Raw genomic sequence first — 23,399 nt, 5'->3', positions numbered from 1 at the left:
GACTACTTTTTAAGCGCAGGGAGATGGCGAGTAAAACCGCATATGCCACTCCCGAAATGCCCATCCATCACTTGACGCATTCAGCCACTTGATCGATGTCGGTGCCGAGCGACACGCGGGAAATGGCGATCTCGGTGCCCTTGCCCGCACCCCATGCAAAGGGCTGGTCGATGTGGTGCATGTCCGCACCGGCTGCACGAAGACACTTCAATGGCACACCCACGCGTGTCCACTGGCCCACCGGAAGTTTGGACAAGGTTTTGCCCAGCTGCACGCGTCCCTGGCAACCCTTGCCGCAACCCATGCCGATCCACACGTTCTGCGAGGGCAAGGCATCCACGCGCAGCGTGGTCACCAGCAACACGTCGCCATTGGTTTCGCGATCCAGATCCAGCGGAGCACGCGCGCGTATCGACAGCTCGCCCGAATCCGACTGCCAGGAGAAACGGCGCGCGTCTTCCTGCGCCTTGTAGTCGAGCGCACTCATGTGCAGGCTGCCGTCCGGCGTGCTCGTCGGCGCCACGTCACCGGTGACGGAGGCACCCTTCGCATCCATCAGCGTGAACGTATAACCGTGCACGCCCTTGCCGCGATCGAGATAGTTGCCCACGGGAATCTGCTCGCCGGTGATGCCGGATACCTCAGGCAGTCTGGGCAAGGTGGAGTGATCGGCGTAGGTCAGGCCGTAGCCCAGCGCAAACTGCGGCTTGCCCTGCCCCACCACGGCCGTTGCCGGCCAGCTATAGGCCAGCTTGCCGTGGAAGTCATGGGCGATGCTGCCGTCGCGCTTGCGCAGCAGCACGTCGGCCAGGCCGCCGCCTTCGCTGCCCGGCAGCCAGCCGGCGACGAATGCATCGGCGGCGTTGATCTCGCGGTTCACCCACAACGGACGCCCGCTGAGGAACACCGCCACCACGGGAATGCCCTGCCCGCGCAACTGGCGCAGCAGTTCAAGATCGTGGTCATCGCCAGGCTTGAACATCAGGTTCGGAAGATCGCCCTGGAACTCCGCGTATGGATCTTCGCCAAACACCACCACGGCCACGTCGGGCTTGCTGGTGAAATGGCCGTCCACATCGATCTGCGCCGAACCACCGGCCGCCTTGACCTGTTCGGCGATGCCGGCGCCGATGGACTGCGCACCGGGGAAGTTCTCGTTCTTCAGGCCTGTGCCCTGCCAGTTGAGCGTCCAGCCGCCGTTCTGGCGCGGGATATTGTCTGCACTCTCGCCCGCGATGAGGATGTGCTTGCGCGGATCGAGCGGCAGCAGGCCGCCGTTGTTCTTGAGCAACACTATCGATTCGCGCACGGCGCGGCGCGCGACGGCGCGATGCGCCGCACTGCCCACCACCTCGTCCGCCTTCTGCACGATCGGCTGCGTGGACGGTGCGCCCTGCTCGAACAGGCCCGCGCGGAACTTCACGCGCAGAATGCGTGCCACCGCATCATCCAGGCGCGCCATCGGGATCGTGCCCGCCTTCACTTCAGCCAGCGTGTGTTCGTACAGGCCGCGCCAGCTGTCCGGCGCCATCAGCATGTCCAGGCCGGCGTTGTAGGAAGCAGGACAATCGTCGTTGGTGCAGCCAGGCACCTGGCCGTGCGCATTCCAGTCACCGACCACCAGTCCCTGGAAATCCATGTGCTGCTTGAGCACATCGGTGATCAGGGCTTTGTCGGCGGACATCTTGCGGCCGTTCCAGCTCGAGAACGACGCCATGATCACCTGCACGCCGGCATCGATGGCCGGCGGGTAGCCCGCCGCATGGATGTCGCGCAGCGTGGCCTCGCTGATCTGCGCGTCACCCTGGTCCTTGCCGTTCTTGGTGCCGCCATCGGCCAGGAAGTGCTTGGCCGAGGCGAGTACGTGCGAGCCATCGAGGAACTGCGGCGTGCCGACCTTGCCCTGCAGGCCTTCCACCATCGCGGTGGCGTACTGCGCGACCAGTTTCGGGTCCTGCGAATAGCCCTCGTACGCACGGCCCCAGCGTTCGTCCTGTGGCACGGCCAGCGTCGGCGCGAAGGTCCAGTTGATGCCGGTGGCGCGCACTTCCGCGGCGGTCGCCTCGCCGATCTGACGGATCAGTTCCGGATCGTGCGCATTGCCCAGAGCGGAGTTCTGCGGGAACAGCGTGGCGCCCACCACGTTGTTGTGGCCATGCACGGCATCGATGCCGAACAGCAACGGAATCGGCTCGTGCTTGTCGTTCGGCGCCATCGCCGCGCGATAGAACGTCTCGGATGCAGCCTTCCATTCGTCGGCCGTCGCGGTGACGGTGTGGCGCGGCTTGGAGTTGCCGCCGGCGAGAATCGCGCCGAGGTGGTACGTGCGCACTTCCTCCGGCGTCACGCTGAGGATATCGGCCTGGATCAGCTGGCCAACTTTTTCCTCCAGCGTCATCTTCGCCATCAGCGTGGCGACACGCTGTTCCAGCGCGGCGTCTTTCGGCAACGGCCAGGTGGCGCGCGGCCACGTGTCGGGATGCACGGCCGATCCATCATCGACTGCCCATGCGCTTCCCGCGCAGGCACAGGCCAGGGCAACCGCGAGGACGGTCGGGACACGACGCAAACGACGAACGGAAGCCAGCACGGCTCTCTCCATCAGGCAGGGGGCCCGGCTCCCCCTCGGAGCCGGTCGGACTGGAGACTGACAGAAATGACAGCGCTGTCAATTTGCGACGCAACAGACCGGCTCCGGCTGCCCTCGAGGGCAAAGCCAACCTTAATCTTCAATCAAATCATGATGTTGATGGCCCATCAGACCCTGATCATGACGGCCAGGGGGCCACCCGGGGCCCTGCCGGCCTCACGACCCGCACCCACCCAAACGGAGCCAAAGGACTCCCTCAGGGAACGCCCGAGGTCGACTCGCGCAGTTGCAAAGCGTACGGCACCTGCACCAGCAGGCCAGGGCCACGCCCGCGCAACAGTTCCATCAACTGCAGCGCGGCGAGCTTGCCCATCTCGCGACTGGGCTGTCGCACCGTGGTCAGCGGTGGCCACAACTGCGTGGCGAGCGGGGTGTCGTCGAAACCGCAGACGGAAAGATCGCGCGGCACCTTCAGGCCACGCTCGTTCGCCGCCCACATCACGCCGGCGGCCATGTCGTCATTGGCGGCGAAGATGGCGGTGGGCAGTTCCGGCAGCGCAAACAGCTCACGCGCGGCAAGCACGCCGGAGCCGAAGGTGAACTCGCCTTGCACCACGTACTGCGGATCCACCGGCAGACCGGCGGCCACCAGCGCATCCTTGTAGCCAGCCATGCGCCAGCGGCTTGCACCGTGATTGGCAATGCCCACGATATGCGCGATGCGGCGATGCCCCAGCTCCACGAGCTGGGTCACCAGCGCCTTCGCCGCCTGCTGTTCGTCCATGCACACGCCAATGGCGCCCGCATGCTGCAGCGGTGAAATGCTCGAATGCGGCACGCCGTGTTCTTTCAGGCGATCCAGCAGGGGCGCGTAATCGGTGAGCGGCGGCGTCATGATCACGCCATCAATGTCATGGTCGTAGACCAGCGCATCGACGCGACGGATGAAGTCCTTGCCGCGCATGCGCAGCGGACACGCCATCATGCTGTAGCGGTGCGCGTCGCAGGCGTCGAGCACGCCATCCTGCACTTCGGCCAGATAGGTCGACGCCGGATTGTCGTTGTTGTCGTAAAGCATCGCCACGAGGAACGAGCGGCTACCGGCCAGCCCGCGCGCCGCGGGGCTGGGTCGATAGTTCATGGATTCCATCGCCGCCAGCACTTTCTGCCGGGTGGATTCCTTCACTGAGGATTCTTCGTTCAGAACGCGGGACACCGTCTTTGGCGAGACGCCCGTCGCACGTGCTACATCTTCGAGGCGGACCCGCATGGTGACTCCCGACGTCCAGCTGCTGCTGCCGAGTCAATATGCCTTTTGCCGGAGGGGGTTTACAAGAACCTCCATGCAGCGCCTTGCATGCCGCCCCTGCGGCTACCCGGCCAGCCCGCCGAACGGGCTATCGCCGGAGTCTGCTGACGGGCCCGGATCCGGGCTATGCTCGCCGGCGAAGTGGGACGTCAACAGGGAAGGCCTGACGGTAGCTTCGTACCGCCACGCACCGTTCTGACAACAGGGGAGAAGGGGACATTTCGTTGCCTGAAAACGGATGGGCCAGCTGGCTGGCCGCCGGCTTGCTGCTGCTTGCGCTGCTGGTTCCGGGCCATGCACACGCCGATATCTACAAGTGTGTCAAAGGCGGTTCCGTCGCCTACCAGGAATCCCCGTGCGAGGGCAGCAATGTGCAGGCCACGCACATCGAAGATCACGCGTCGGACCATTTCGTCGGCTGCTTTGCCGCCGTTGACCGACAGTACGCGCACTACTACGAGGTCCGCGCCAACGGTGCGGGTACTTACCAGTTGCTGGATGAACGCAATCCGCTGGGCTCGGGCAGCGTGCTCAAGCAGGCCACACCGGAAGAACTGGCGGCGGTTGGCAGCGGTCTCCATATCAAGATCACCGGAGGCCTGAGCCGCTATAGCGCACCGACGAGAACCGTGGCGTATACCAGTCGCATCGGCAACCGCTACGTCACCAGCACCACGCCGGTGGCACAACCTATTTCAGCGTACAGCCTGTACGGCATCTACACGGGCAAGGACGCCGGTGGCCAGCCCGTCATCCTGCTGTACAGCGGCGGGGGCCTGCCGCAGATCATCACCCGGTCCGCCTGTCCCACCCTCTGATCGAGTTCGCACCGCAGCAGTCACGGCACACCCCACGCTCTCGTTCCGTTGCCGCGACCGGTTCACCCGGCGGACCACAGGGGCCCGCCGGGCAAGCTGACCTCAGTGATCCCGGGTCACTTCCGCCGGCGCCGCATCACCTACCTTCTGGGCCAGTGGCAGCGCATCGTTCACCAGATGCACGAGGAAGCGACCCGGCTGTTCCTGCATCACCATGTGCGCGGAATCGGCGAACACCACCAGGCGCTTGGACGGGGCCTGCAGGTTGCCGAACCACTTCTCCGCGTTTTCGTGCGGCGTGGTGTAGTCGTGGGCACCGATGTAGACCAGCACCGGGCAGCCGAAGTGCGTGGTGTGGTCGAAATCGGTATCCAGCAGGGCATCCAGCAAGTGGTTCAAAGAGAAAAGGCTACCCTTGTCGATGGCATGCAGGTCGTCGCGGGTGTAGTCGGGCGACAGTTCTTCCGCATCCACGTCGAACTGGAAGTCCTTGCGGCCCCACGCAAGGCCGCCGTAATACATCTCCCACTTGCTGCGCACGCCGACGCGTTCGGGCGTGAGCTTGGCGGTGCCGGGGTACGGCCCGATGCTCTCGAGTTCGGCGATGGCCTTGGTGTTGCCTTCTGCACGGGCGCGGCCCAGTGCGTAGTTGTAGCCCACGGCTTCATTGCTGCGGCCGTTCACCACCTGGCCCACCGAGATGTATGCGTAGAACCAGTCAGGATGCTTCTGCGCCAGGTTCACGCCGAGGATGGTGCCCCAGGAATGACCCAGCAGGAAGATTTTCTGCTTGTGGTAATGCTCGCGCAGGTACTGGGCCACCTGCGCCGCGTCGTCGGTCATGCCTTCCACCGACATGCCCGGTGCCATGGCGGCTTCGGTGTTCGCGCCATAGGTCTTGCCGCTACCGCGCTGATCCCATTGCACCACGGTGAAGTAGTCCTCCCATGGCGACTGGAAAGTGTAAGCCTCGGGCATGGTCGGCGAGGCCGGTCCACCGTGCAGGAACAGCAGGATGGGGTTGCGACGATCCTTGCCGCGGATGGAGATCCACTGATCGATGCCGTTGATATGCAGCTTGATCTTCTCGTTGATGCCCTGCGTGGTATCGATCATGCGGTTGCTGTCGAGGATGCGGCGCACTTCGTCGCGCGAGATCATCGACGGGTCCGGCGCGCTGGCGGACGGTGAAGGCTTGGTGGACTCGTCGGCATGGGCGCGTCCGGCACTGATGCCGATCGCAAGGGCCAACGTGGCAAACATGGAAGCACGCAAGATATTCAAGACAGCTCTCCTGGCTGGTGTTCCGAGGAGCCCCTCTGCTCCTTCGGGTACGACGTCGGCGACCTGCGCGACTGCGCATCGCCGTTGGTTGCATGAGAGCAAGCGGCGTGCCAGCCAACCATACGCGACGTAATCGCGCCACATCAGGCACTTGCGCACAGGGTCGGCGGAAGGCCGTGCGTCCGCGGACAAAACGGCGGACGTCCGGCGGGGTCCGCTGCGCTCACCTCGCGTCCGGTCCACGCCTTACATCGTCTTCACCCCTGAGACATTCACTTTGCCGCAAACTGACGGGCCTCCGTCGCAAGGTCAGTCGCGTGCAAGTCGTTCATCTACCGCATCGTTTCGGATATCAGCTGCGCCGCTCACTGGGTTTTGCAGGCATGTTGCTCACCGCCATGGCCGCCTCCCCTGTGCACGCGCACGATACGAGCGACAGTGCATCGCAAGGCACGAACCCCAGCCAGCTTGCCGTGCAGGTCAACGATGACCGCATGACGCTGTCCGTGGCCAAGGTGCCGCAGGTGTATCTGTACGGAACCATCGACGCCGGGGCCGCGCAGCGCGTGCAGGCCCTGGTGCAGTCGAACAAGATTCCCCAGAACAGCGACATCTACCTCAACTCACCCGGCGGCGACATGGCTGCGGGCATGGCGCTGGGCCGACTGTTCCGCGCCGGCAAGATGACCACTCACCTCGGCTCGCCGCGCCGCACCGCGCGCCAGCCCATCGTGCCCAAGACATCCCAATGCGTGGATGCCTGCGCCTATGCCTATGCCGGCGGCCTGTTCCGCTGGGCGCCCACCGGCAGCGACCGCTTTGGTGCGCAGGCCGTGGCCGGCAATGCATCAGCCACCGATGCGACCGCCTATCTCAAGGAAATGGGCGTGGACCCGAAAGTATTCGGCAACCTGCCCAAGGGCGAGGTCACGTGGTTGAACTCCGAGCAGATGCGCCAGGACGGCATGTCCAACAACGGGCGGCTGACGCCTACCGCGGTATATGGCCCGGCGAACGGCGGCACCTCGCTCACCCTGACTCAGCTGGCTCGCGATGGCGAACACCGCCTGGTCCTGCAGTGCCGCGCCGACGGCCTCTCCATCACCGCGAACTACGCCATCGGCGCGGATCGCGCACGGCAGATGGTGGCGCGCGCCACGCACTCGTACTTCGAGATCAACGACAAACCCGCCGCCGAAGACAATCACGCAAACATTTCGACCGTCGGGTCATCGGTCGTGTTCACCCAGACCATTCCGCTGACGCAGCTGAACCAGCTGCCGACGGCCTACCTCATGGCGGCATGGCTGGCCGATCGTGGCGGCAACGTGCGCTACGGCTTCTGGATGGAGATGGATCCAGTGCGCAACGAACTACGCAACTTCAGCAATGGTTGCCAGCAGATCGCCAAGCAGGCGGTCGCATCCAAGAGTTGAGCTGCCCGGCAACACTCCGGCCCGGCCGTGCCGCATGGCATGTGACGACACCCGGAGCACGGTGGCATCCTCGTGATCACGTTCATGACGAGGTGACGCCGACGCATGGCCCCGCCTCGCTTCTTCATCTGGATTGACGAGGTGCATCATGTGGAAAGCCATGACACTGATGTCGCTGGTGATCGCATGCCTGACGCTACCCGCACAGGCAGCGGCACCAGAGCGGACGGTAAGCGGCAGCTCCGTCATTTCCACGCATGATCCGAAGATCCGCGTGGATCTTCCCGCCAGCGCGCAGTACGTGGGCGCGGATCGCTGGCTGCTGCTTGGCTTTGATGATTGCGAGATGCACCTGTTCGTGGACGCCGATGCGAACAGGCACATCCAACGCCTTTACTGGGTGCAGTTCGAGGCCTATATCCCCTCGCGCCCCGAACTGCATCACGATTACTCGGGCTCACGCCGCATCCGCATCAATGGTCTGGAGTTCTACCTGGACACGTGGGTGCAGAACGCGGACGAGCCCACCGAAAAAGGCTCCGATAGCGAACACCAGCGACAACTGCTGGCGGCGAAGGGATACCGGCGACCGACGAACGGCATGTATGTGCGGCTTGTCCATCTACCCGATGCACAGATGCGCAAGGAATTGATGGTGATCTACGGCGAGGATCTCGCGCCGACAGGATTTACCGCCTCGCAATTGGGTAAAGGCGGCGCGGCGCATGATCGATGGCCGTCCATCGAGAAGGCACTGATCCAACGCGCGAAGGAGCGCGTGTCGTTCGTGCCTTGAGGGCAGCATGACAGGGCTCGCTACGCCTTCAGCTCGTCATCCCTGCGAAAGCAGGAGGCGCCTTTCAACAGCCGAATGGCTGGTCATCCAGTGACTTTCGTCGTGCGAAAGAGCCAAGTCACTGGATTCCCGCTTTCGCGGGAATGAAGGGCGGAAGACATCACGCAAGCGGCAAGGAAAACACTCTTACGGCGTCTTCCCGCTACCCGGATGCGAGACGAACTTCGGCGGCGTCGCCTCGTTGGCAAACTGCCACGTGCTCAGATAAGCCAGCTTCAGGATCTTCGCCATCTTCGGATAGTCGATCTTCTCCGCCGTATCGCTCGGGTGGTGGTAGTCCGGATGGAAGCCGGTGAACCACCAGAACGCAGGCACGTTGTGCAGCACGAACGGGAACTGGTCGGAGCGGAAGAACACGTTCAGCGCGTACTCGTGATCGAAGCGGTCATCCAGCGTAAGACCCACATCGCCGTTCGCCTTGGCCACCGTGCGCTGATAGTCAGGGCTATAAGCGGCGCCGATCAGGTTGAGTCGGTTGCTGGTATCGGCCGGGATGTCGATCAGGCCGTCGGTCTGCGGGCTGGGCTTCTCGTCGCGTCCGATCATGTCGAAGTTGATCATGGCGCGCGTGGTGTCCAGCGGGCGCAGCGGATGCGCAGCAAGGTAATACGCACCGAGCAGACCACGCTCTTCCGCCGCGAACACGGCGAACAGGATGGAGCGCTTCGGCTTGGTCGGGTTGGCCGCGAATGCGCGCGCCAGCGTGACCACGCCCACCGTGCCGGAAGCGTTGTCGTCCGCACCGTGCCAGATCTTGTCGCCCGCCATGCCGTCATGGTCGTGGTGGGCGCTGATGATGATGGTTTCCGGCGCCAGCTTGGGATCACTGCCTTCCAGCAGGCCCACCGCGTTCCAGGTGGTGGCCTCGCGGCGCGAGCTGTTCTTCAGGTGCAGGCTGATGGCCGTATCCGGCAGCGCCAGCGAACGCGGCTTGAGGTCCGCATCGATACCCGACTGCAGCGCCGCCGGCGTGCTGCCGCTGGCTTGCAGGAGGGTATTGGCCACCTCGGCGGAGATGATCATGCTGGGAATGTGCAGCGGGCTATCGGCCAGCGCCTGCGCGGGAATCGGGTTGGCCGCGTGCTCGGCGTGGTGGCCGATGCGCGAACGCACCTCCTGCGCCGACGGATGGTTGTGCGAGGGCTCCGGTGCCAGCAGCACGGCCACTGCACCGTGCTCCTGCGCGTTGAGCACCTTGACGTAACCGGTGGCGTAACGCGTATTGCCGGTGCCATTGAAGATGGACTTGGGGTCCTTCTCCTGTGGTTCGTGGTCGAACACCACCACCACCTTGCCCTTTACGTCGATGCCGGCGTAATCGTCGTAACCCAGTTCCGGCGCCGTAATGCCGTAACCGGCGAACACCACCGGTGCCGACACATCCTGGTCGGTGGGAAACGCGCCGGATACATCCGGATCTTTCCACGCGGTGTCCTTGCCCTTGCGCTTGAGGGTCAGCAGCGTGGCCTTCGCGTCGGGGCGGTACTCCACCAGCGGCACCGCCTGCAGGAAGCTGGGCTGGCCCTGCGCATCGGTGGCGACGGGCTTCAGGCCGGCCTTGTCGAATTCCGAAGCGATCCACTGCACGGATGCATCATCACCCGGCTGCAGGGAAAGGCGACCCTGCAGCGCATCCGATGCGAGGAAGGCAATGTCCGCGTGCAGGTCACGCTCCCGGATCTGCGCGAGCCCCGGCTGCTCATTGGCGGGGACGGCCGCCAGCGCGGCGGTGGTGAACGTCGCGGCGAGCGCGAAGGCGAGCAAGGTGCGAGGCATGGACACTCCGTGGGGCGCGGACGGCTTGCCGTCCGGGGGTTGGAGTGTGAGGGTGCCACGCAGCGAAGGACAGATCAAACGTCGCGCGGCCTGGCCGCCGGCCGTGATACGGCACGGCCCCGGCGCATTTACGGAACCCGGTGCGCCTGCGTGAAGATCACCTGCCAGCGACCGTCGCGCTTGGCCCATACGTCGACAAACCGGCCCTTCAAGGTGTACGCCTTGCCGCGATCCATGCCCCTGGCATCGAACATGCCACCGAGCACGGCGCCATCCGGCCACACCTTGCGCACCTGCTGGGTGATGGCGACGTAGGTGGTCTTGCTTCCTGGCGCCGTCGAATCGTCGATGAATTCGGCCTTGGTCTGATTCTTGCCGTTGGATCCCGCCAGCGTGTAATCGTCGGCCAGCAGCCTTTCGAGTTCGCCGCGGTCGGAATGGAATTGCGCAAGGTCATAGGCCGTGGCAGCCGCGGCAAGGTCGTCGGGCAAGCCCCGGTAGTCACCCACCTCATGGCCCGCGTGAGCCTGCATGGCGATCGACATCGCGAAAACGATCCAACTCAAACGCGTAAGTCGCATGACTTCTCTCCATCGCCACTGTAATCGCGCCAAGGTAGTTCAGTGGTTCGGTGGCGCAATGACCGCTAAGGCCGAAAATCGGCGCCTAGTGGTCATATCCACATCGAGCTGCCCCGTTTCAGAAAACCCTCCGTTGTCCGGCATGCGCCACCGCATGGGTCGCAGGTGTTCCATCGGAGATGGCCAGACCCGCGCCACTCGTTCCAAAGCTGCGACACCCTTCAGATGACATGGACGTCCAAACGGGTCGCCCTGGATGACGCTACCGATGAGTGCAAAGGAAGCCTCGTCCCACTGCGTCACCCATGCCAACGAGCATCGAGATCGCGGCGGATGCGTAGCGCCACGATGACCCATGCGCACGCCATGACATGACCTTCACGTGGTTGCCATGCTCCTCCTGTGCGGAGCATGAACGCTGAGACGGAAGCACAGGGAGCCTCAGCAATGCACCGAGCGATTCATCCTGCCGCAAGGAAATGCAAGGCACACTCGAAATGTAACAACGCTGTCCCCTGCCTTGTACGGAGATCGATCCATGCGCACTTCTGCCTTGCTACTGGCCGCCACCTTTGGACTTGTACTGAGTTCGCATACGCTCGCTTCCGACCGGCCCGATCCAGGCAAGCTGACCACCCGCTGCCTGGACGCGGCAGCGAGCAAGTTCGACGTCAAGAACGATTACATCCAGCTGCAGCCGATCCAGGCCGCCGACTCGGGATACACCATCGCGGGCGTCGCCGATGCGGGCATGGACGGCAAGAAAAGCTTCACCTGTCAGTTCGACAAGAAGGGCAAGCTCGCCAATCTCGTTCCCGAAGGGAAGTAAGCGTCGCTGACCCTTTTTCACCAGCGGTCCGGGCGCGGGCGTCGAACGCGCCTGCCTGCGGACCGCGCGGTGTTTTCGTTGACGTATTTCGGAAGACGTTCGCGCAGATGAATGCGCGAACCCCTCGCCTTACTTGCCGCCCATGAAATCGGGCTCGCCGTTGGCCTTCCAGGTGAACGGCATGATGTAAGGCGCGCGGCGCGCCGTGCACTTCCAGTCCGGGCCGCCATTGGCATGGAAGATGATCCAGTCCTTGCCATCGGCCGACTTGAAGAAGCCGTTGTGCCCCGGCGCGTAGAACTGATGCGCGGGCGAGCTGGCCAGCACCTGCGTCGGTGATTTGCGCCATGAGGCAGGATCGAGCAGGTTGGCATCCGGTGCCGCGCTCAGCAGTCCCAGCGAATAGCCATCCGACCAGCAGGCACTGGCCGAGTAAGTGAGCATCGCGCGGCCATCAGGGCCCTGCAGGAATTCCGGCGCCTCGAGGATATTGCGACCGCCCTGCATCTCCCACGCGTACGTGGGCTGCGCAATGTCCACCTGCGGCTCGCCCAGCGTCCACGGGTTGCTCATCGGGGCGATGATCAGGTCACTGTGATCACCCACGTAGGCCGAATACACGAAGTAGCGCTTGCCCTTGTGGTCGAACACGGTGCCGTCGATGCCGGTGAGGTGAGTCTTCAGCATGCCCTTGTCGATCCACCGGCCCTGCGTGGGATCGGGCGAGGCGTTCTCCAATACCCACACGTGGCGATGCGCATCGTCATCGTGCGCCTTGTCCGAGGCGGAGTAGTACAGGTACCACTTGCCATCGAGGAAGTGCAGCTCGGGCGCCCAGATGGAATGGGAGTTGGGGCCTTCTGCCGGCGGACGCCACACCACCACGGGAGTTGCATCGGCCAGGCGCGTCATGTCCGTGGTCTTGCGCAACGCGATGTGATCGCCATCGGTGCTGGTGTAGTAATAGACGCCATCGCGTTGCGTCACCCACGGGTCTGGCCCGCTCGGAAGCAGCGGATGCAGGGCGACGGGCGCCTGCGCATGCAGGGCCGAGGCGAGCAGCATGCCGGCAACGGCAGTGGCCAACGATTTCATGCACGGTCCTTTCATTGCGGCTTGCCAGTTGTCGCGGCATCGCCGTCGACCTGCAGGTAATCCACGTCGACAACGTGCGCGCCGCCATCCACGTCAATGGTGTTGAAGCCGGGTAGCAGCGACGCTTTCGTCGTGATCATCGACCAACCATCACCGGTGGGCGTGGCGGCCACGGCAGGCAGGCGCGCGCCGTTGACGACCAGCCACGGCTGCGCGACGAGCCCGAGATCCGCGAAGCGGACACGCAACACATGTTCGCCGCCCGTGTGGCTCACCACGAAACGCAGGCGCGCATCCGGCCCCTGGCCGAGTCGCGCTTTACGCGCATTGGATGCCTTGGCATCGGGCACGGCAACAGCGCCGGTGAACTGCGCGTCTTCGGCCTCGTAGCGGCTGAAGTCGAGTTTCGCTGCGTTGTAGAGCACTTCGTTGTGCGCCACGCTCGCCGGCTTGTCCGCGGACGAGGACGTGGTGACATGCAGGAAGCTGCCGTCGTCGCGCAGCAGCAGCGCCTGCGTCCAGCCCGCGTGGATGTTGCCGGTGCGCTTCTGCACCGGAGCACGCACTTCCCACCACGGGCCACGGCCCGAAGCGTTGTTCCAGTAAAGATCGCGCCCGCCTTCCTCGGCGCCGCCACCACCACGTTCGGCGGAAACCACGATCACGCCTTCGGGACCACCCAGCGGGAACCAGCTCACCACCGGGCAGGCGGCAGGCCAGAAGCCCGACAGCGTCATCACCGGTTCGCCGTGTCGCTCCGGCTGACCCCAGTCCAGGCCGTCACGGCTGAACTTGATGAACACCTGGCCGTTCTTCGGGCCGTCGATGTTCTCGTACGTCATGGCGTAGCGGCCATCACCGAGCCGCGTGACGATGGCCATGCCCGGTCGCTGCACGCCGCCGGGGATGGCCACGTCCAGCACTTCCTTGCCCCAGTGTGCGCCACCATCGTCGGACACCTTGTGCCCCAGCGCCTGGTTATATCCCTCGGCCTTGTGCTGCTCGGTGGAGTAGTAAGCCACCATGCGGCCGTCGTCGAGCACGTGGATGTTGGATTCCCACACGCCCTTGTTGTCCTTGTCTTCCGGGTGCCCGCCGCCCTTGATGATGGAGCTTCGGTAGCGCCAGGTCTTGCCCGCATCGGTGGAGGTGTAGACCTGCAGGTCTTCCTCTACCACGCGCCCCTTCGGATCATTGCCCGTGGCGTTGGCCGAAAGCACCAGCGTGCCGGCGGGAAGGTTGCCACTGGCGCGCTGCAACTCCATCAGGTGCGGCTGCCAGCGCAACTGCCAACGCTTGTCCTGCCCGTGCACCTGGTCGGTGACGTTCATGAGGAAGCGCCAGTGCTCACCATTGTCGCGGCTTTCCCACAGGGGAATACCGGCCATGCCGTCCTGCTCGAAAGCCATCAGCAGGCGGCCCTTGTCCTGCGCATCGCCATGCTCGACGCGAACCACCGTGACATAACCCGAACCATCCGCCAGTCGTGTTCCCACCGCCGCCTCGGCCGCGTCCTGGGCCGCCAGTGGAGTGGCCGTGGCCGCGGCGATGCACAGCGCGAGAAGAGAAGTGCCGAAGGTGGAACGGGTCATGTGCAGGTTTCCGGTTCACGCCATGCAGGGCGCGGAAGTCGATTCCCAAAAAAAATGGCGGGAACGGTAGTCACCCCCGTTCCCGCCAAGTGGGAGAGCCTTACATCTTGAAGCGCACGCCCAGGCCCACGGTGCGGTCCTGGTAGCGGATGTCGCGCGGACGGCTGTCGCCGTCACCCCAGTACTGGTGCAGGTTCGCGCCAAAGATGTTGGTCGCGTTGAGCACCACGGTGAAGTACTGGTTGATGTCGTAGCCGAGCGAGAAGTCCACCTGGTTGGCCGGCTTGATCTCGTCGTTCACGCCGGACACCGTCGGCTGGGTGAAGCCGTCGATGAAGCGGCTGCGGTAGTTGTAAGCCAGTCGTGCGGACCAACCGAACTTTTCATACATCAGCACGGCGTTGCCGTTGTTCTTGGACACGTTCTGCAGCGGCGAGGTGACCACCGGGCCGCCGATGTACTGCGGCGAACGCGTGGAGCCTTCGATGTACGTGTAGTTGATCTGCACACCCAGGCCATTGAGCGGCGCCGGCAGGAAGTCGAAGAACTGCTGATAGGCAACTTCCGCACCGTCGAGGTGACCCGAGCCCGCGCTCTGCGGCGAGTTCAGCTGGTACGGCTGACCGCCGATGGTCACGTCCGTCACGTAGTTCTGGATGTAGCCATTGATGTCACGGTAGAACACGCCGCCGCTCACGTAGCTGGCCGGAGCGAAGTAGTACTCCAGCGACGCGTCGTAGTTGTTCGAACGGATGGGCTTGAGGTCCGGGTTGCCGCTGGAGGCGATGCCGGCGCGGTTGATCGTGCCCGGGTTGAGCGACAGAGACGGGTTGAGCTGGCCGAAGTCCGGATAGGTCAGCGTCTTCGCCGCCACGAAGCGGAACTGCAGGTTGTCCTTGAGGTGCCAGTTGAAGCTCAGGTTCGGCAGGTACACCGGCGAGCTGGTGTTGGCGCTGAGCGGCGAGTACACGTTGGTCGACGCGTCATAGGAGAACGCGTCGAGGTTGCGCTTGGTGCGCTCGATGCGCATGCCCATCAGGCCGTCGAACGGCATGCCGAACAGCTCGTTGCCGTAACCGAACTGGAAGTAACCCGTGTAGGACTTCTCGTCGATGTGGTAGTAGCGACCCGGGTTTTCCGCGGCAAGGCCGGTCGGCAGGCCGTACAGGCTGCGGATGGCGTCGGCATTGTTGGTCAGGTAGTTGAAGCAACCGCTCAGCCACGTCGTCGGAATGGCCTTGGTCGACGGCTGGCTGCAGAAGTAGCCGGTCGGGAAGCGCGCAATCACCTGGTTGGCCGGGTTCGGGTTCAGCGAGATGTCGCCCGTGCCACCCGGCGGCGGCGTGGACACTTCAACCGAGCCGTTGTACTGCGCGGAGTGATCGGAGTAGCGCAGGCCGAAATCGATGTACTGGAAGAAGCTGCCGTTGAGGTCGTAGTTGCCGTCGCCACGCCATGCCGTCTGCTCGCCGCGCTGGTTGTTCCAGGTCTGGAACAGGCCGTTGAGGTAGTAGTTGGAGGCATTGCCGGCCGGGTTGCCGCCCAGCTGCCAGTTCTGCGCGCCGTACCAGTTGGTGGTGATCGGCGCCTTGAGGAAGGTGTCGACGATGAAGGTCTGGTCGTGGAACGAGGACGAGTTGAACGACAGGTCGGTGGACAGGTTCAGGCGATCGCCATGCCACTTCGCGCCGATCGAGTTCTGGATGTCGTGGCCCCACTGCTGGTGCGCCTGCGTGCTGGTGGCCGCATAGGTGTTGCCGGTCCAGCTGCCGCTGGTGGCGTCGCAGATGGTCTGGCCGTAATACGCCGAACCGGTGAGCTGGTTGGCATAGCAGTTGTTGCCCACCGTAATGCTCGACGGGTTGACCGAACCGACTGGGAAGCTGAAGAAGAACGGCTGGTTGTAGTTGTCCGAATCCCAATCGTACAGGCCTTCGACGTAGACCTCGGTGCTGTCGTTGGGCTTCCACTGCAACGCGTAGTTCATTTCCTGGCGCGTGCGGTCGCCAATGTTGTAGTCGGCACCGAAGCCGTTGGGTGCAGAGATCAGGTTGCCGCCGGAGGTGCGAACCGGCGTGCCGTCACTGTTGGTCAGCACCTTCGGGAAGTCGTTCCACACGGCGTTGTAGGCGTAGTGCTGCTTGTCATAGCCCACGTTGAGCAGCGCGCCGAATTCGCCGACGTCGGTCTTCCAGCGATCGCTCAGCAGCACGCTGCCGTTCGGATCGGTGTGTGCCGCGTACTTGCTGTTGGTCTCGGTGAAGGTGGCAGCGACCTTGGAGCCATCGAAGTCGAACGGACGGAACAGCTGCATGTCGACCATGCCGGCAATGCCGCCATCGGGCAGGCTTGCCTCGCTGGTCTTGTAGACCTGCACCGTCTTCACGGCGGTGGCCGGGAGGTTCTGGAACGCAAACGCACGACCCACGCCGCTGAAGATCTCGCGACCGTTGAGCGTGGTGATCACGTTGGGCAGGCCACGGATGACGACCGAGCTGGTTTCGCCCTGGAAGCCCTGCGCCACCTGCACGCCGGTGATGCGCTGCAGTGCATCGGCCACGCTGTTGTCCGGCAGCTTGCCGATGTCCTCGGCCACGATCGAGTCGGTGATCATGCGCGAGTCCTGCTTGAGCGACTGCGCGCTCTGCAGGCTTTCGCGCAGCGGCGTCACCACCACGCCGGACAGGTTCACCGCGTCCTTCTGCTTGGCGTCGGAGTTGCTGCCGTCCTTTGCCGGCGCAGCAGCGGGCTGGGCCGTGTTGGTGGTGGACTGCTGCGCGTCGGCCGGTGCCGGCGGCGTGTCTGCCGCGTGGGCAACGCCGAACGATGCGGCAATGGCAGCCGCGAGCAGTGTCTTGTGGATCTGTGTGCGAGTCATGGTAAGCCTCCCCTCAGAGGTCGGTGTCCGCAGTTTTTGATTGCGGCTTCGTTATCCAGGTCGCCACAGCTCTCCACTGCGGCGTTTGAAGTTTCAGGATGTTTTTTGTCTCAGCGACTCGAGCCGGTCGCCTGCATGGGAAAACTCAGCGCCTCGGCCGGCACCACGCCGCGCGGCGCGTGCGAGAGCGTGCGCAGAATGTCGATCTCGCGCTGGCGATAGGGCTTGCCGTCGCCGTAGAACAAGTCGTGGAACCACAGCGTCGGCTGCGCCAGCGTGTAGGGACGCTGCCAGGAATCCCACGGCATGTTGGTCTGCGACTTGCCCAGCACGAAGCCCCAGTTCACCATGCCGACGTCGGCCTTCTTGGCGATCGGCAGCACGCCATCGATGGTCGACCCGTTGCCGCGCGCCATGTACTCCGTGCAGATCAGCGGGCGACCGTATTTCTGCAGCTGCTTCACGCGGCCCGCGAAGGTTTCTGGCCAGCCGTAGTCGTGGAAGCTGATCACGTCGGACTGTTCGATCTGGGTGCGCTCGACCGCATTGAGCTTGGCGATCTCGGACCAGTCGTCGTTGTGCCAGACGCCACTGGTCAGCGGCTGCGTGGGCGCCGTGCTGCGCGCCCAGGCGAACACCTGCGGCAGCAGCTTGGCGACGACCTCGGTCTTGTTCTTCGGTTCCACCGGGTCGTAGTTGCCACCGCCCGGATTGTCGGGCTCGTTCCACACGTCCCAGGCAAGAATGCGCTTGTCCTTGCCGAAGCTGCCGACGATGTCTTTCACGTACTGCTCGAAGCGCGGGTACTGGCTTTCATCCGTCATCGCCACGCCGGGGCTCTGCACCCAGCCAGAGTTGTGCACGCCCGGAATCGGCGGGCGCTGCGGGCCCAGCTTGGGCTGCGGGTCCCAGCACGAATCGAACAGCACGAAGATCGGCTTGATGCCGTGCTTGTCGGCAATCGCCAGGAACGTATCCATGCGCTTCTTCAGGCCGGCGGCATCCTGCTGCCACAGCAGGTCATGCAGGAACACGCGCATGGTGTTCATGCCGGCCTGCTGCGCCCAGCCCAGCTCCAGGTCGATGCGGGCCGGATCGAAGGTGTCGGCCTGCCACATCTCGAGCTGGTTGATCGCATCGGCGGGCAGGTAGTTGCTGCCCAGCGGCCACTGCTGCCTGGCGTACCAGGCCTTGGCTTCGGCAGGGGTCCAGCGTTCCGCGGCATCCCGCGCATGGGACGGCGCAGCAAACGTTGCCGCCAGGCCCATGGCCACTGCCAACATTGCGTACTTCATCGGGTTTCCCTCTCTGGCGCCGCCGACGTGGTGGACGACGCTTTGTTGGAGAGTCGCTTTTCTTCGGGCAAAGCGACCCTGGGGGCGCCCTTCCAGGCGCCCTTGGTGACGGATATTTCGTGGGTCAGTGCGCTCCGCGCGCCGACTCGGTGGTGAACTCGTAGACGATCAGATTGCGGTACTCATGGCCCGGCTCCAGCCGTGCCGAACCGAAGGACGCCTGGTTGGGCGTGTCCGGGTAAAGCTGCGGCTCAAGCACGAAGGCATCGCCCTGGCGATACACGTGCCCGCCGGTACCGACGGTGGTGCCGTCGAGGAAGTTGCCGGAGTAGAACTGCAGGCCCGGCTTGGCCGACTTGAGCGTCAGCACGCGACCGGAGGCGGGATCTTCCACGCGCGCCACCATGCGCAGCGCGGGTGCTTCGTCCTTGCTGATGACCCAGTTGTGGTCATAGCCACGGCCGTTGAGCAGCTGCGGGTCGTTGGTGCGGATATCGCGGCCGATGGGCTTGGCCTGGCGAAAATCGAACGGCGTGCCGGCGACCTTGCGGACCTCGCCGGTGGGAATGGAGCCGGCATCCACCGGCAGGTAGGCATCACCCGCAATGGTCAGCAGATCATCCATCACGCTGCCCGAGCCCTCGCCGGAGAGATTCCAGTAGGCGTGGTTGCTGAGGTTGACGATGGTCGGCTTGTCGGTAGTGGCGCGGTAGTCGATGGACAGCTGGTTCTTTTCGTCCAGCGCGTAGACCACACTCACCGTCAGCTTGCCGGGGTAGCCCATGTCACCGTCGGGGCTGACATGGCTCAGCGTGACGCTGGCCTTGTCGCCGTCGTGCTTCACCTCGCCGATGGTCCACAGCACCTTGTCGAAGCCGCGCGTGCCGCCATGCAGGGAATTGGCGCCATCGTTCACCGGCACGTTGTAAGTGTGGCCGTCCAGACTGAAGCGGCCCTTCGCGATGCGGTTGGCATAACGACCCACCGTTGCACCGAAGTACTGCGGCTTGCTCAGGTAGCCATCCAGCGTGGCGTAACCCAGCGCGATGTTCGCGCCCTTGCCGTTGCGATCGGGCGTGGTGACCGACTGCACGCTGGCTCCCAAGGCAAGGATGCGCGCCTGCATGCCGTGCGCGTTGCTCAGCACGACGGCATCCACCTTCGTGCCATCAGGCATGGTGCCGAACGTTTCGCGCCTGGCATCCGCCGCGTGCGCGGACATCGCCAACGCTGCCAATCCAACCACCGAAGTCATGAAAACTGCGCGCCGCATATCGCTTTTGTCCCCGTCAGGCAGGTCGTCAATGTCCTCATGCAATCATATGGTAGGATTATTGCGCAAGTATCTTCCGGACTACGAAGCCATACTTGTGCAACGCAAAAAGACGTACTGACGCCGAACGGTGATGTTGAAGTCCATCAGTCATGCGAAACATTGCTGCCTGACTGCGTCACCCAACTGAGAATATTCCGCAGCGCATCAATCACGGCTCGGCATACCCTTCGCCTGCCGCCACCCTTCCGGCGACAAAAAAAGACGTCGATGTCTCTTGGCGTGGGGCAAAAATATTTCGTATAGTCATTTTGTACGACAAAAGATATTCGGCTGGCCCTATTCGAGGATTTCATGATGAAACCAATCGCCGTTCGTACCCTGTATGGGCACGTCATGCGCGAGCTGGGCCAACGCATCGTCAGCGGCAAGGTAAAACCCGGTGAGGTGCTCCCGCCCGAGCACACGCTGGCCGAGAACCTGCAGGTCAGCCGCACGGCATTGCGTGAAGCCCTGAAGGTGCTGTCCGCCAAGGGACTGATCGAATCACGCACGGGCGTAGGCGCCCGCGTCCTCGAAGAGCGGCACTGGAACCAGCTGGATTCGGACGTGCTGAGCTGGCGCTGCGCCTCCATGCCTACCGACGATTTCGTCGACAAGCTGGTGGAGATGCGCGAGATCATCGAACCGGCTGCTGCCGCTGCGGCTGCCCGTCGCCGCACGGCCGCCCAGCTCGCCCGCATCGAAGAGGCCTATCTCGCCATGGCCGCCGCGGAAACGCTCGATGCCTGGTCGGAGGCCGACCTTGTTTTCCATGATGCCGTGCTGCAGGCCACCGGCAACGAACTGATGCAGTCGCTGTTCTCCGTCATCGAGACCGCGCTTGGCACGTTCTTCACTCTCTCCGCGCGCAACGCCAGCAACTTCCGGTATTCGCTGCCCTACCACCAGAAGGTGTTCGAGGCGATCAAGCGCAAGCAGCCGGAAGTGGCGCGCAAAACCATGCAGACCATGATTGCCGACTCGCTCGAGAACCTGCAGAACAACCGCTCGCGCACGCGCAGGAAGGCCAGCGCATGAGTACCACGCTGATTGGACTGGACTGGGGCAGCACGCATCTGCGTGCGTATCGCTATGACGCGCAGGGTGCCGTGCTGGAAAAGCGCGCGCTTGCGCACGGCATCCGCCATCTTCCGGAGGGTGGCTTTCCCGTCGCGTTTGCGCAGGCGACCGACGGCTGGCCCGACGTGCCGGTACTCGCCTGCGGCATGGTCGGCAGTCGCAACGGCTGGCAGGAAGTGCCCTATCTGGATACGCCCACCGGCGTCGACCGCCTGGCTGATGCACTGACCGCGATGACCACGCCCGACGGTCGCACGCTGCACCTTGTGCCCGGTTTGCGCGATCCCGGTCGGCCCGACGTGATGCGCGGCGAGGAAACCCAGATCGTCGGCGTCATGGCGCAGTCGCCGGACGTTGCACGCAAAGGCACGCTCCTGCTGCCGGGTACGCACAGCAAGTGGGTGTCGCTGCGCGATGGCGTGGTCACCGGCTTCGCCACCATGATGACGGGCGAACTGTTCGGCCTGCTGACGCAGCATTCGATCCTCGGCGCGCAGCTGCCGCCGGCCGTCGACGATGCGCATGCGTTTGTGCGCGGCGTCGACATGGCGCGCGACAGCGGCGCGGCCGGCGCGCTTTCGCGCGTGTTCTCGGCACGTACGCTGATGCTGGATGGCACGCTGCCGGCCAGCTCCGTACCGGACTATCTCTCGGGCCTGCTGATCGGCGACGAACTGCGCATGGCCATCGCCGCCGGCTGGGCCGACGTGCAAAGCCAGGTGCACATGGTGGGCGAAGGCCCGCTGTGCGATCGCTATCTGCAGGCTGCCGCGCGTTTCGGGCTGGCCGTGCAGGCCGCGCCCGATGCCACCACCTCGCACGGCCTGTGGCGCATCGCCGATGCGGCCGGCCTGACCTCCACCCACGCAACGGCATGAACCCATGAAGGCATGGCTTGATCCCCTCCCCCTGGTCGCCATTCTGCGCGGACTGACACCCGACGAATCCGTCGACATCGGCCATGTGCTGGCCGACGCCGGGTTCCGCATGCTGGAAGTGCCGCTGAATTCGCCGCAGCCGTTCGACAGCATTCGCCGCATGGTGGATGCACTGGGCAGCGATTACCTGATCGGCGCCGGCACCGTGCTCGATCCGGCCGACGTGAAGCGCGTCGCCGATGCCGGTGGCCGCCTGATCGTGATGCCGCACGCCGATGTCACCGTGATCCGTGCCGCGAAGGACGCCGGCCTCACCTGCGTACCTGGTGTCGCCACGCCCACCGAAGCATTCGCCGCACTGGCCGCCGGTGCCGCTGCGCTGAAGCTGTTCCCGGCTGAACAATCCAGCCCCGCCGTACTCAAGGCATGGCGCGCCGTGCTGCCCAAGGATCTTGCGGTGCTGCCGGTCGGCGGCATCGCGCCGGACAACATGGGGCCGTGGCTTGCCGCCGGCGCCAACGGTTTCGGCATCGGCTCTTCCCTCTACGCACCCGGCCGCCCGGCCAGCGACGTCGCCACGCATGCCCGCGCGTTTGCAGACGCCTGGCGCGGCCACCACGCTTCTTAAGGAACACTGCATGAAGATTACCCGCCTCACCACCTACCTCGTTCCACCGCGTTGGTGCTTCCTTCGCATCGACACCGATACCGGCGTGATTGGCTGGGGTGAGCCCATCGTCGAAGGCCGCGCGCATACCGTCGCCGCCGCGGTGGAAGAGCTGTCCGACTACCTGATCGGCAAAGACCCGCGGCACATCGAAGACCTGTGGAACGTCATGTATCGCGGTGGCTTCTACCGCGGCGGCCCGGTGCTGATGAGCGCCATCGCGGGCATAGACCAGGCGCTGTGGGACATCAAGGGCAAGGACCTTGGCCAGCCGGTGCACCAGCTGCTCGGCGGCCCGGTACGCGACCGCATCCGCGTGTACTCGTGGATCGGCGGCGACCGACCGGCCGATACCGCGCGCGCCGCGAAGGAAGCCGTGGCCCGCGGCTTTACCGCGGTGAAGATGAATGCCACTGAAGAACTGCAGTACGTCGACACCTACGCCAAGGTCGAACAGGTCATCGAGAACGTGCAGGCCATCCGCGAGGCGGTGGGCCCGCACATCGGCATCGGCCTGGACTTCCACGGCCGCGTGCACAAGCCGATGGCCAAGGTGCTGATGCGCGAACTGGAACCGTTCAAGCTGATGTTCATCGAAGAGCCGGTGCTTTCCGATCACCTGGAGGCGCTGCCGGAGCTGGCCTCCATCTCGCCCGCGCCCATCGCGCTGGGCGAACGCCTGTACACGCGCTACGACTTCAAGCGCGTGCTGCAGATCGGCGGCGTGGACATCATCCAGCCCGATCCTTCGCATTCGGGTGGCATTACCGAAACCCGCAAGATCGCCGCGATGGCCGAGGCCTATGACGTGGCGCTCGCGCTGCACTGCCCGCTCGGCCCCATCGCGCTCGCCGCGAACCTGCAGCTGGATGCGGTGTGCCACAACGCCTTCATCCAGGAACAGAGCCTGGGCATCCATTACAACGCGGCGAACGATCTGCTCGACTACGTGAAGGATCGCAGCGTGTTTGCCTACAACGAAGGTTTCGTTGCCATTCCGAACGGCCCGGGCCTGGGCATCTCGGTGAATGAAGAGTACGTGGCCGAACGCGCCGCGGTCGGTCATCGCTGGCGCAACCCGATCTGGCGTCATGAAGACGGCAGCGTGGCGGAGTGGTAA

General features: G+C 64.4%; 18 protein-coding genes. 8 read left to right on the top strand and 10 right to left on the bottom strand.

Annotated elements, in window-relative coordinates:
• Nucleotides 1-67: 67 nt before the first annotated feature.
• Together H8F01_RS11530 and H8F01_RS11525 are read right to left on the bottom strand one after the other, a co-directional pair.
• On the bottom strand, nt 68-2,602 hold the full coding sequence (locus H8F01_RS11530) for a glycoside hydrolase family 3 protein (protein ID WP_187055273.1): 2,535 nt from the start codon (nt 2,600-2,602) through the stop codon (nt 68-70).
• A 244-nt stretch (nt 2,603-2,846) separates the two neighbouring features.
• On the bottom strand, nt 2,847-3,860 hold the full coding sequence (locus H8F01_RS11525) for a LacI family DNA-binding transcriptional regulator (RefSeq protein ID WP_187055272.1): 1,014 nt from the start codon (nt 3,858-3,860) through the stop codon (nt 2,847-2,849).
• Nucleotides 3,861-4,123: 263 nt separating this feature from the next.
• Here H8F01_RS11525 and H8F01_RS11520 point away from each other — a divergent pair, with 263 nt between their 5' ends.
• The gene (locus H8F01_RS11520; protein WP_187055271.1) at nt 4,124-4,717 is read left to right on the top strand and encodes a DUF4124 domain-containing protein; all 594 of its coding nucleotides are present in this window, start codon (nt 4,124-4,126) and stop codon (nt 4,715-4,717) included.
• Between the two features lie 102 nt (nt 4,718-4,819).
• Here the strand turns inward: H8F01_RS11520 and H8F01_RS11515 are convergent, their stop codons facing one another.
• A complete protein-coding gene (locus tag H8F01_RS11515) occupies nt 4,820-6,001 on the bottom strand; it encodes an alpha/beta fold hydrolase (protein ID WP_238480955.1) in 1,182 nt (393 codons plus the stop codon).
• 317 nt (nt 6,002-6,318) lie between these two features.
• Here H8F01_RS11515 and H8F01_RS11510 point away from each other — a divergent pair, with 317 nt between their 5' ends.
• A complete protein-coding gene (locus H8F01_RS11510; protein WP_187055270.1) occupies nt 6,319-7,437 on the top strand; it encodes a hypothetical protein in 1,119 nt (372 codons plus the stop codon).
• Between the two features lie 148 nt (nt 7,438-7,585).
• Nucleotides 7,586-8,233 carry a hypothetical protein gene (locus H8F01_RS11505; RefSeq protein WP_187055269.1) on the top strand — a complete coding sequence of 216 codons (648 nt, stop codon included), beginning with the start codon at nt 7,586-7,588 and terminating at the stop codon, nt 8,231-8,233.
• A 186-nt stretch (nt 8,234-8,419) separates the two neighbouring features.
• On the opposite strand, the gene H8F01_RS11500 is transcribed toward H8F01_RS11505, so the two are convergent.
• Nucleotides 8,420-10,069, bottom strand: a complete 1,650-nt coding sequence (locus H8F01_RS11500) for a M20/M25/M40 family metallo-hydrolase (protein ID WP_187055268.1) — start codon at nt 10,067-10,069, stop codon at nt 8,420-8,422.
• 128 nt (nt 10,070-10,197) lie between these two features.
• A complete protein-coding gene (locus H8F01_RS11495) occupies nt 10,198-10,650 on the bottom strand; it encodes a nuclear transport factor 2 family protein (protein WP_187055267.1) in 453 nt (150 codons plus the stop codon).
• A gap of 538 nt (nt 10,651-11,188) precedes the next feature.
• On the opposite strand from H8F01_RS11495, the gene H8F01_RS11490 reads away from it, so the two are divergent.
• A complete protein-coding gene (locus H8F01_RS11490; protein WP_187055266.1) occupies nt 11,189-11,479 on the top strand; it encodes a hypothetical protein in 291 nt (96 codons plus the stop codon).
• A gap of 129 nt (nt 11,480-11,608) precedes the next feature.
• Here H8F01_RS11490 and H8F01_RS11485 read toward each other — a convergent pair whose 3' ends face one another.
• The 5 genes from H8F01_RS11485 to H8F01_RS11465 all read right to left on the bottom strand — a co-directional run bounded on the left by H8F01_RS11485 (nt 11,609) and on the right by H8F01_RS11465 (nt 19,594).
• Nucleotides 11,609-12,574, bottom strand: coding sequence for a glycoside hydrolase family 43 protein (locus H8F01_RS11485; RefSeq protein WP_187055265.1), 966 nt, complete (start codon nt 12,572-12,574; stop codon nt 11,609-11,611).
• 11 nt (nt 12,575-12,585) lie between these two features.
• Complete coding sequence (locus H8F01_RS11480) at nt 12,586-14,166, bottom strand: exo-alpha-sialidase (protein ID WP_187055264.1); 1,581 nt, start codon at nt 14,164-14,166, stop codon at nt 12,586-12,588.
• A 100-nt stretch (nt 14,167-14,266) separates the two neighbouring features.
• Nucleotides 14,267-17,044 carry a TonB-dependent receptor gene (locus H8F01_RS11475; RefSeq protein ID WP_187055263.1) on the bottom strand — a complete coding sequence of 926 codons (2,778 nt, stop codon included), beginning with the start codon at nt 17,042-17,044 and terminating at the stop codon, nt 14,267-14,269.
• Between the two features lie 110 nt (nt 17,045-17,154).
• Nucleotides 17,155-18,339, bottom strand: a complete 1,185-nt coding sequence (locus H8F01_RS11470; protein WP_187055262.1) for a cellulase family glycosylhydrolase — start codon at nt 18,337-18,339, stop codon at nt 17,155-17,157.
• Between the two features lie 124 nt (nt 18,340-18,463).
• Complete coding sequence (locus tag H8F01_RS11465; protein ID WP_238480954.1) at nt 18,464-19,594, bottom strand: aldose epimerase family protein; 1,131 nt, start codon at nt 19,592-19,594, stop codon at nt 18,464-18,466.
• 372 nt (nt 19,595-19,966) lie between these two features.
• On the opposite strand from H8F01_RS11465, the gene H8F01_RS11460 reads away from it, so the two are divergent.
• Genes H8F01_RS11460 through dgoD form a run of 4 tightly spaced genes read left to right on the top strand, consistent with a single transcriptional unit; the run spans nt 19,967 to nt 23,399 of the window.
• On the top strand, nt 19,967-20,692 hold the full coding sequence (locus tag H8F01_RS11460; RefSeq protein WP_187055260.1) for a FadR/GntR family transcriptional regulator: 726 nt from the start codon (nt 19,967-19,969) through the stop codon (nt 20,690-20,692).
• The gene (locus H8F01_RS11455; protein WP_187055259.1) at nt 20,689-21,612 is read left to right on the top strand and encodes a 2-dehydro-3-deoxygalactonokinase; all 924 of its coding nucleotides are present in this window, start codon (nt 20,689-20,691) and stop codon (nt 21,610-21,612) included. Before H8F01_RS11460 ends, H8F01_RS11455 begins: the two co-directional genes overlap by 4 nt.
• 4 nt (nt 21,613-21,616) lie before the next feature.
• Nucleotides 21,617-22,240 (top strand): 2-dehydro-3-deoxy-6-phosphogalactonate aldolase, encoded by a 624-nt coding sequence (locus tag H8F01_RS11450; RefSeq protein ID WP_187055258.1) that lies wholly within the window; start codon nt 21,617-21,619, stop codon nt 22,238-22,240.
• 10 nt (nt 22,241-22,250) lie between these two features.
• The gene (gene dgoD / locus H8F01_RS11445; protein ID WP_187055257.1) at nt 22,251-23,399 is read left to right on the top strand and encodes a galactonate dehydratase; all 1,149 of its coding nucleotides are present in this window, start codon (nt 22,251-22,253) and stop codon (nt 23,397-23,399) included.

Origin of the sequence: Dyella telluris, assembly GCF_014297575.1 — a bacterium.
Taxonomy (GTDB): Bacteria; Pseudomonadota; Gammaproteobacteria; order Xanthomonadales; family Rhodanobacteraceae; genus Dyella; species Dyella telluris.
The sequence above is the reverse complement of the archived record's forward strand: the minus strand, read 5'-3'. Positions and strand labels throughout refer to the sequence as shown.